This is a genomic window from Streptomyces sp. NPDC026417 (assembly GCF_055567695.1).
The window spans coordinates 1-8,764 of the sequence record NZ_JBVHPY010000062.1; the positions used below are offsets into that span (position 1 = coordinate 1).

Below are 8,764 nucleotides of genomic sequence, written 5' to 3' on the forward strand. Positions count from 1 at the left end.
CGGTCCCCGATCGCCTACGAGAACGACCTCCAGCCAGCTGCAACTACCCTGACCCAAGCCGCATAGACGTGTTCAAAATCCGGGGTCAAGGCCCCAACGAGCCTGCTGCCGCGATGACGTGCGCGACGGACTCAGAACGATGAAGGCGGAGGGCTGAGCCATTGGTATCGCCACTGGGGCGCCTGACATCCAGCGCGTCAAGTTGATATTGACCAGAAACTCATGGGGTTCTCGTCCAGGATGTAGCGGACGTGCGGTCCGCCGAAGTAGCCGCGGACGATGTGTGGCTGACGCTGGCTTCTGCGGAAGAAGCGACGGGTCTCGGCGGCGATTTCGGCCTGGTTCTGGGCCCGGTGCTGCTTGGGAGGCTGTGCTTGAGGTCGGCGTTGACGAGTTCGTCGGGGGCCAGCTCGGGCGAGTACGGCGGTAGGAAGTGCAGTTCGACGTCGTTGGGGTGGGCGGCGAGCCAGTCGCGGACTTCTTTAAGCGGTGGGCGGAGTGCGTGTTGACCACGAGGTGGATCTTGTAGTCGAAATGGCCGGCGAGCCGGTCCAGGAAGCGGCACATCACCTCGGCGGTGAAGCTTTCGGTGAAGACCATGAAGTACATCCGGCCCCCTGGTGCTGATCGCGGACATGGCGTTGACCGAGAACCGTTTTCCCGCTCCGCCGCACTACAGGGGTCTTCCCCTCCTCGCCTCAGGTACGGCCGGTGACCTGGTCGGAGCGGATGCCGACCTGGCCGGCGAAGAGGATCTCGCCGCCGTCGGCCTTCGCCTTCGCGCGGATCTCCGGCCAGGTCTCCTCATGCCAGCGCCGCACGGCCTTCGGGTCCTGCTCGACGGCCCGCTTGTCCGGGCGCTGGAAGGACAGCCCCACCGTTTCAGGCACTTGCCCACCCCCACCTCGGTCAGCCGCACCCGGTACAGCTTCACTATCAGCTCGCCTACCAGCCGCCGCGTCTACAGCTGCCCGGAAAGCCCTACGTCACAAGGCCGGTGATCGAAGACCGCCTGCTGCACCGCGGCCTGCTCCGCCTTCCCGAGCACCTGGTGCACTCCGACCGGCTTGCCCCGCGGCTGCATGACCAGCGCCTCCCGCCCGCCGGCCTGCCACTTCGCCCACCACTGGTCGACCGCCTTCAGCGACACCCCGAAGACCGCGGCCACATCCTCGCGGGCCCGTCCCGCCACCAGCGCGGCCACCACCCGCAGCCGCAGTGCCTCCTGCGCCGACGGCGACAGATGCCGCGAGTCCCCCAGAACCCAAACCGTTTCGGATCAATATGCAGCGAAGGCTCTCGCCGGTAGGGGCGGGCTGGTGGCTTTCCTGAATGGATACTGTGATAGGGAGACGTCCGTCACCACACGATGTCCCAACACCGCTGTCCTCCGCAGGGTGCCTTGCCACACGCCCTTCCCTTATGATGAGTATCAAATACTCGTAAGGCCAAGAATAACCCCATGCACACTGGGCCCCGCTGCTACTCCGTACCCCGAACGCGTGCTGCTGTTAGGGTCCAAGCTTCCAATTTGGGGTTCTATCATGGTTGTGCAATCTGAAGCAGGTCAACAGAGCACATCAAGCAGGATGTACGACCTTGTATTGTTCGGGGCTACAGGGTTTACCGGCGGGCTCGTAGCTGAGTACTTGGCTAAGGTAGTCCCTGAAGGCTGCAGGTGGGCTTTGGCCGGCCGCAGCCATGATCGGCTTACTTCGGTACGAAACCAGTTAGCTGCATCTGTACCGTCGTGTTCTGAGCTACCGCTAGTGCTGGTGGACGCTGTCGACTCAGTGGCGCTGGGCGAGCTTGCTCGGGCGACCCGCGTCATGATTTCCACAGTCGGCCCATACATTCAGCATGGCGCTCCTTTAGTGGAAGCTTGCGCCAGTGCTGGCACCGACTACGTGGACCTCGCTGGCGAGCCGGAGTTCGTGGACCGCATGTACCTACTTCACCATGGAAAGGCGGTCCGCACTGGAGCTCGCTTGGTACATTCCTGCGGGTTCGAGTCCGCGGTCCACGATCTGGGCGTGCTACTCACGCTGAGCAGGCTACCTGCTGGAGTTCCTGCATCCGTCCGGGGGTTCGTCAGAGTCTCCATGCGCTTCTCCGCAGGGAGCCTCAGGACCGCCCTGGCCGCGTTGTCCGGACTGATGTCCGAGGCTCGTGCAGCTCGGCAGCGGCGCGCGGTCGAACAATTGCCAACAGGCCGAAGAGTGCGGATCAAGCGGGGCGGGCCAATATGGTCGCGTGAGACAGGAACATGGGTGCTCCCCATGCCGACCATTGATCCGCTGGTTGTTACGCGGTCCGCTCGATCCATGCCAGTTTATGGCCCAGACTTCACCTATTCACACTATATAGCCTTCGGTAGCCTTCCACAAATGTTGGCCACCGCCTCAGTGACTCTCATTCTCGCACTCGTGGCGCAAATTCCGCCTCTTCGTAGGAAACTCGAGCGGCGGTGGGCGCGTAGCGCAGGGCCGAACGTGAACAAACGCGCCACATCTTGGTTCGCAATCAGGATCGTGGGCAGGGCCGGTGGACGGGAAGTTGTCACTGAAGTCGCTGGAGGGGATCCCGGCTACACCGAGAGCGCAATGATGCTAGCGGAGTCAGCACTATGCTTGGCGTTCGATGATCTACCCAGGTCAGCCGGGCAGGTCACCCCGGCCCAAGCGATGGGGTGGAGTCTTCTCCGAAGATTTGAGACTGCAGGTATTTCATTCCAGACCGCAAATCACCGCATGCCGCCACTTTCGAGAAAACCCCATCGATAGCGACAAACATCCGGTGTTCCTTCACGCCAAAATTGTGTGCGGCACCCGGATATCTCACCCACAGAAGGCCGGGGCCGAGAATTAATCGCTCGGACTGGGCTTGTGGCAGTGGAGCTCTACGGCCCCGACACTGATTGTTAGAGGTACAACTGATGCTAACCCGAAAAAAAGGGAAGCTCGGCGCGTATGCACGACTGCTCAAGCTCAACGTTCCAGAGTTATCCCTTTATCCGCTAGTATCTTTTGGGCTTACAGCTGGTCACGCCCACCAACCTCGTTACTGGATCGTGAACCTTGCCTTCCTCCTATTTAGCTTTTGCTGTGCAACCGTCAGCATCATTCTCGACGACATGGTCGGACATTCCGATGGAGTCGACCAGATAGCAACTGCGACAGCTAAACGGAACATCTACAAACCGCTCCTTACGGGCGAGTTGAACCGACGCCAAGCTACGCAGGCAGCCTTGGTTGCTGGGCTTATCGCCGCCATTGCCATGGCACTCGTTGCAGTGCAGTCTCATAATCCGTTAGCAGCTGCTCTGCTGATGATTCTGGCGATGGCCGTTGTTGCACAATACTCGGCGGGTCTCAAACTAAGTTACAAGGGAATGGGTGAGGTTGTCTTAATTTTCGGTACAGCAATGGCCATAGCCTTGCCTAGTTGGGTGATCGAAGGCAGGCTACACAGCAGTGCGGCATGGACCGCGGCCATAGCCGGCTTTCCTTACGCGGCCCAAATAGTTATTTCCAATGCGATCGACTACAAAGGAGACCGGGACGCCGGCCGCCGTACACTGACTGTAATTCTGGGCCCCTCGAAGGCACCCATCCTTTCTGCCGCGTTTCTCTTTCTTTTCTGGTTCTTTTTCGCCTTGGGTCTCACCAACGGCCACCTACCCCAGGAATGCCTGATTTGGCTGATCCTGCTCCCTTTGCATGCGCGATATCTGAGCCTAGTCATCGCCGCTGAGTACGTGCGGGCCCGCCTGCTATCTTTCCGCGCCACTCGTGTGAAGCTCTTACTGCTCTCCACGTCGCCCATTTTTCACCTATTTCTGGTAAATGCTCCATCGCTTGTCAAATAATCTGCACCCGTCACACTGCAAGGGGAAAAAGTGGCAAACAGGGTTCCAACAGTGCAGGGCGGTTCGTCCGTGGGGCTGCTCCGAGAGCTTAAGAGCAATAAACTAGCAGCATTCCTGAAAGCTCACCGCAACCATGGCGATGTGGTGAAGTTCGCAATAGGATCTAAGTTTCTCAAAATGGGATTCTATGCTGTATTCTCGGCCGAGGGCGTTCAAGAGATGCTTGCCTCGAACTCTTCAAACTTCAGAAAAGATGACCCCCTCTACGCGGAAGTCAGAGGATCCGTAGGGAACGGTCTCGTGACGAGTCAGGACGCCGAGTATGTTCGCCAGCGACGTCTTGTTCAGCCACTATTCACACACCGACAGGTAAACCGCTACGACACCGATATTCTTTTTGAAGCTTCTAAAGTGGCGGAGCGGTGGAGGGCTATCCCTGGCGGCATCGTGGATGTAGCGGAGGAGATGTCAGAATTCGCGCTCCGCGCTGTCAGCAGGATACTTTTTGGCGCCGATATTGATGGTGCAGTAGAAATAGTTCGATCCAGTATTCCAATTATCGGTGATCAGATAGTGCGACGTGGAATGTCGCCGCTGCGAGTACCTCACACCTGGCCTACCCCACGCAACCGTAGAGCGTCCTCTGCCCGTCGCGATCTCCACAGGGTTTGCGACAATATTATGACCTCTCCAGCTTCCGGATCATCTTCAGAGCAGAATATGATCTCGCTGCTACTCCGTGCTGGCGACGGTTGCACAGCTGGTGCAACTGCCGAAGAAATTCGGGATCAGGTTCTCATCTTCCTGCTGGCCGGCCACGAGAGCACCGCGACTACACTCGGATTCGCACTTCATCTGCTGGCCAGCCATCCGGAGGCCCAGGAGCGCGCACGGGTGGAGGTAGATTCTGTTCTCGCAGGCCGTGCGGTCGGACATGAAGATCTCGAGGCTCTCCCATTTCTGACGCGCATATTCAAAGAGGCTATGCGCCTATACCCGGCCGCCGCGATAGTGGGACGACGCACAGTCCGTGATATCGAGATCGCCGGGTTTGAAATACCCGCCAAATCGAATGTGTATTTCAGCCCCTGGGTCACTCACCGGCACCGATCCTACTGGGATCGGCCCGACGATTTCGACCCGGACCGCTTCACGCCAGAAGCAGAGAGCTCGAGGCCACGATACGCCTGGATCCCGTTTGGCGGTGGTCCCCGAGCATGCATCGGGCAGTACTTCGCAAATTTGGAGGTGGTCATCTGCCTAGCTACCCTGCTCCAGCGGTTCGAACTCACGGCGCTGGCCGCCGATGTTCCGACAAAGCTTGGAATTACGCTTCGGGCAGCCGCACCCGCTTATGTCAGAATTACCCCTCGCTAAATGCCGACTGGTCTGTAACGGTCGGCACGCTTTTAGTACTCCAGCAGTGGTTCGTGTCTTGAGCTGCGTTTTCGATGGTGTCAGCGGCGGGCGATGGCTTGGTGGTGTCTTCTCCAGGCCGACCACTTCAGTGCGTGGGTGACAGGATCGCGGTCGGCTCGCGGGTGGGGCGGGAGAGTGTCCAGGAGTCGCCTGATTCTGCCACGGTGAGCGGGACGAGGGCTGATCCGTTTCTGCAGCCCCCTTTGCCGCCTCACCGGCCGCCTGGGCTGCGAGTGCTGTCGGGAGGGCGTGGGCGAGCATGGCCAGGGTGATGTGCCGGTACCAGCCGGTGTAACGGCGGACCTCGTACTGGTCCAGGCCGCATTCGTTTTTCGCGGCCTGGAAGCACTCCCTCGATCGCCCAGCGGGAGCTGGCGATCCGGACCAGCTCGGTGATCTCGATGCCGGCGGGTGCGTAGGAGAGGTAGTAGGCGAGCTCGCCGGGTCGGACAGGCTGCGGCGGGCCATCACCCAGCGGTGATGGGTGGGCGGGTCGGGGTCGAAGACCAGATTGGCGGGGAGCTTGGCGGCGGCCCAGTCGTAGACGCGTGGGCCTTTGGCGCCGTCGCCGCAGGACAGCCGCTGCCAGGCATCGGCGGGGGCTCGATGAGCTGGTCGATGCGCCTTGCCGGCCAGGGACTTGATCTGCTGGGACTTGGGCACCGCCACCACATAGCCGAGGTCGAGTTGCTCGAGCAGGCGGCGAAAGTGCCAGTCCTGCCCGTACGCCTCGTCCGCGGTGACCCAGGTGGCGGGCAGACCGGCGGCGATGCGGCGGCGGATGATGTTCCGGGCCAGTTCATCTTTGGTGGCAAAGGCCCGTTCGTCAGGGATCTTCGCCGCCTGGCAGCGGTCGCGGTCGGAGGTCCAGGCTTTGGGCAGGTAGAGGTCCCGGTCGACCAGGGCCCGGCCCGAGCGGGTGGCGTAGGCGGCGAACACCCCGATCTGACAGTTGTCGATCTTCCCCGAGGTGCCGGTGTACTGCCGGCCCACCCCGGCCGACGTGGTGCACTTGATGAACCCGGTGTCATCAATGATCAACACTCCGTCCGGCCCGAGCCGCTCGGCGACGTAGGCACGAACGTCGTCACGCAAGGCGTACCGCGTCCCAGACGCTGCCGTTCAACAGCCGCTGAAAGCCGTCGGGGGTACGGTGGCCTGCCCAACCCGCGAGCTGCCAGCCGTTCTTGCGCGTCGTCCGCCCCAGCAGACCGCGGACGTAGTCCCGCATCCGCCACCGCAAATCAGCCCGAGCAAACCGGCCCGCCACCCGAGCGAACACCGACTGCAACTCCGCAGCCCAGCAACCGACTTCACTAATCTAATCCCCTCCATACCAGGACAACGACAACCGCCAGCTCAGGACACGAACCACTGCTGGAGTACTAGACCGTGTCCTACATGGTCAGTTTGAGGAATCGTTTGTAGCAGCAGAGAGCTGCTGCCAGCCCGAGAAAGGCCAGGTAGTTGCCTGGTTTCCGCTCGTAGCGGTGCTTGAGTCTGCAGTAGCCGGTCAGCCAGGACATCGTCCGCTCGATCACCCAGCGGCGGTGGCCCAATCGTTCGCTGGATTCGATTCCCTTGCGGGCGATGCGCACTCCGATCCGTGTGCCGCGAAGCCATTTCCGCAGGTAGAGGACTTCGTAGGCCTTGTCGGCATGGAGACGCTGAGGGTTGAAGTGGCGGCTGCGGTGGGGGTCGTGTCTCGTTTGGTGACCCGCCACCATGGGCTTCAGCCCTTCGCTGTCGTGGGTGTTGCCGGCGGAGACGCCGACAAGGAGGGGCAAGCCGTTCGCGTCCGACAGGAGGTGCATCTTGGAACCCGGCTTGCCCCCTTGGGTTCTACTGATCGTTGCAACGCCTCTTCTTGAGGGGTGTGATGTTCGAGATCCGCAAGGACCGGGCCAAGGCTCTGGGCGGCCGCAGGCGACTGGTCCGCGAGCGGGAGGAATACTTCCGCCTCGTGGACCAGGGTTACGGAAACACCGAGGCTTGCCGACTGGTGGGCATCAACGAACGAACCGGTCGTGAATGGCGCAACGGCAGGACGGCAAAAGATCGGTTCCGCGCACCGGCTCGTCCGGCGTCGGCTCCCGTTGGCCCGAGCCGTTTCCTGACCCAGGCTGATCGCCTGCACGTCGCCGATCGTTTGCGGGAGAAGGCAACGGTTAGGGTCATTGCCGCTGAGCTGGGCCGCAGTCCGTCCACCATCAGCCGTGAGATACGACGCAACGGCATCCCACTACGTGGAGACACGGGGCTTGACCCCGAATATTGAACACGTCTATGCGGCTTGGGCCAGGGTAGTTGTTGCTGATGGCAAGGCGTTCTCTGGGCTTCCAGGGCCCGGCGCTGGTCGTGGACCGCGGCCAGCAAGCGGGCCAGCGACGGTATGACCACGTCGAGGGTGCCGGTGCCTGGACCACGACGGTCTGCTCGTCGAGTGCGGTGAAGACGTCGTCGATCAGCCGGGTGGCCATGCGGTGGGCCTTGGGCCGGATCACCTCGACGAGTCTGCGACGGCCGGCCTTCCGTAGTGCGGCCGGGGATCCGTAGCGCTCGAGGAGCCAGGTGGCGGCGGCGTGGTCCAGTCTTGGACCGAGCACGTGCTCGAGGCTGGGGTGGAACTGGGTCAGCAGGCCGCGTATCCGGTTGGAGGTGCGGGTGGCTTCGGCGGCGAGATCCTGGTCGAAGCCGGTCAGCACCGTGAGCTCGGCGGTGATCTGGTCGGTCAGCTCCAGCGGCCGCAGCGTGTGAGGCATCGTCCGGGCGGCGTCCGCGATGACCGCCGCGTCCTTCGCGTCGGTTTTCGCCTCTCCCGGATAGAGGTCGGCGATCCGGCGCATGGCGAGTCCGGGCAGGTAGGCGACCTCGCAGCCCGCATCGCGGGCGACGGTCAGGGGCAGGGCACCGATCGAGGCCGGCTGGTCCACGATCACCAGGACAGTGCCGAACTTGGCCTTGAGTTTGTCGAACACGGCCCGCAGCTTCGGTTCGCTGTTGGGCATCGGCTTGTCGAAGACCTTCTTCCCGGCCGGCGTGAGCCCGTGGCCATGGTGGGCCGTCTTGCCGACGTCCAACCCGAGGAAGACGCCTATGCCTTCGGTGTCTAACATCGCACGACTCCAGAGGTGTTGACCGTGCCGGCCTCGGCGGTGGCACCGTGCTCGCGCATCCACGTTATGCAGATCTGCCGCCCGCCCGCGAACTGCCCGGCATTGCGCCGGACCGGACGGTGGCCGGGTCTCTCATCAGCGTCTCCGACGGCACCTCCCGGGCCCAGCGACACCACCCCCCAGGTCATCCGTTCGACAGAGGGGACACGGTCATACCGGGCCCGGAGGCCAGCAGCCCTCATACCCAGGACCGCGAAAAAGATAACGGGGGAGGAGCGTGCTCTGCGCATGACGCGCCAGGACTTGAGTTGGGCGAAGGCCCGTTTGCCGGGAGCTCGGAGTTGGGCGTGGTCGCGGTTGA

8 protein-coding genes and 4 pseudogenes are annotated in these 8,764 nt (G+C 62.2%); 4 read left to right on the plus strand and 8 right to left on the minus strand.

The features are described from left to right. Positions 1–220: 220 nt before the first annotated feature. The 3 genes from ACZ4NT_RS37980 to ACZ4NT_RS37990 form a co-directional block, all read right to left on the minus strand. On the minus strand, positions 221–637 hold the full coding sequence (locus ACZ4NT_RS37980; RefSeq protein ID WP_467729946.1) for a transposase: 417 nt from the start codon (positions 635–637) through the stop codon (positions 221–223). A 61-nt stretch (positions 638–698) separates the two neighbouring features. Next, positions 699–890: a winged helix-turn-helix domain-containing protein gene (locus ACZ4NT_RS37985; RefSeq protein ID WP_467729948.1), complete on the minus strand. Its 192-nt coding sequence runs from the start codon at positions 888–890 to the stop codon at positions 699–701. 71 nt (positions 891–961) lie between these two features. Next, positions 962–1,204 carry a helix-turn-helix domain-containing protein gene (locus tag ACZ4NT_RS37990; protein ID WP_467729950.1) on the minus strand — a complete coding sequence of 81 codons (243 nt, stop codon included), beginning with the start codon at positions 1,202–1,204 and terminating at the stop codon, positions 962–964. A gap of 385 nt (positions 1,205–1,589) precedes the next feature. Here ACZ4NT_RS37990 and ACZ4NT_RS37995 point away from each other — a divergent pair, with 385 nt between their 5' ends. From ACZ4NT_RS37995 to ACZ4NT_RS38005, 3 genes are all read left to right on the plus strand, one after another. Continuing rightward, positions 1,590–2,783, plus strand: coding sequence for a saccharopine dehydrogenase family protein (locus tag ACZ4NT_RS37995; RefSeq protein ID WP_467729952.1), 1,194 nt, complete (start codon positions 1,590–1,592; stop codon positions 2,781–2,783). A gap of 134 nt (positions 2,784–2,917) precedes the next feature. Further along, positions 2,918–3,868, plus strand: coding sequence for a UbiA family prenyltransferase (locus ACZ4NT_RS38000; protein ID WP_467729954.1), 951 nt, complete (start codon positions 2,918–2,920; stop codon positions 3,866–3,868). Between the two features lie 30 nt (positions 3,869–3,898). Beyond that, complete coding sequence (locus ACZ4NT_RS38005) at positions 3,899–5,245, plus strand: cytochrome P450 (RefSeq protein WP_467729956.1); 1,347 nt, start codon at positions 3,899–3,901, stop codon at positions 5,243–5,245. Here the strand turns inward: ACZ4NT_RS38005 and ACZ4NT_RS38010 are convergent. The 3 genes and pseudogenes from ACZ4NT_RS38010 to ACZ4NT_RS38020 all read right to left on the minus strand — a co-directional run. Further along, the gene (locus ACZ4NT_RS38010; protein WP_467729958.1) at positions 5,129–6,382 is read right to left on the minus strand and encodes an IS701 family transposase; all 1,254 of its coding nucleotides are present in this window, start codon (positions 6,380–6,382) and stop codon (positions 5,129–5,131) included. The genes ACZ4NT_RS38005 and ACZ4NT_RS38010 overlap by 117 nt on opposite strands. Then, positions 6,375–6,518 (minus strand): hypothetical protein, encoded by a 144-nt coding sequence (locus tag ACZ4NT_RS38015; RefSeq protein WP_467729960.1) that lies wholly within the window; start codon positions 6,516–6,518, stop codon positions 6,375–6,377. Before ACZ4NT_RS38015 ends, ACZ4NT_RS38010 begins: the two co-directional genes overlap by 8 nt. Positions 6,519–6,684: 166 nt before the next feature. Further along, positions 6,685–7,119, minus strand: a pseudogene (locus ACZ4NT_RS38020) (transposase); the annotation flags it as partial. Positions 7,120–7,163: 44 nt separating this feature from the next. On the opposite strand from ACZ4NT_RS38020, the pseudogene ACZ4NT_RS38025 reads away from it, so the two are divergent. Beyond that, positions 7,164–7,538, plus strand: a pseudogene (locus ACZ4NT_RS38025) (helix-turn-helix domain-containing protein); the annotation flags it as partial. A gap of 80 nt (positions 7,539–7,618) precedes the next feature. On the opposite strand, the pseudogene ACZ4NT_RS38030 reads toward ACZ4NT_RS38025, so the two are convergent. Both ACZ4NT_RS38030 and ACZ4NT_RS38035 read right to left on the minus strand, forming a co-directional pair. Next, positions 7,619–8,403 (minus strand): annotated as a pseudogene (locus ACZ4NT_RS38030) (IS110 family transposase); the annotation flags it as partial. A gap of 269 nt (positions 8,404–8,672) precedes the next feature. Then, positions 8,673–8,764, minus strand: a pseudogene (locus ACZ4NT_RS38035) (IS5/IS1182 family transposase); the annotation flags it as partial.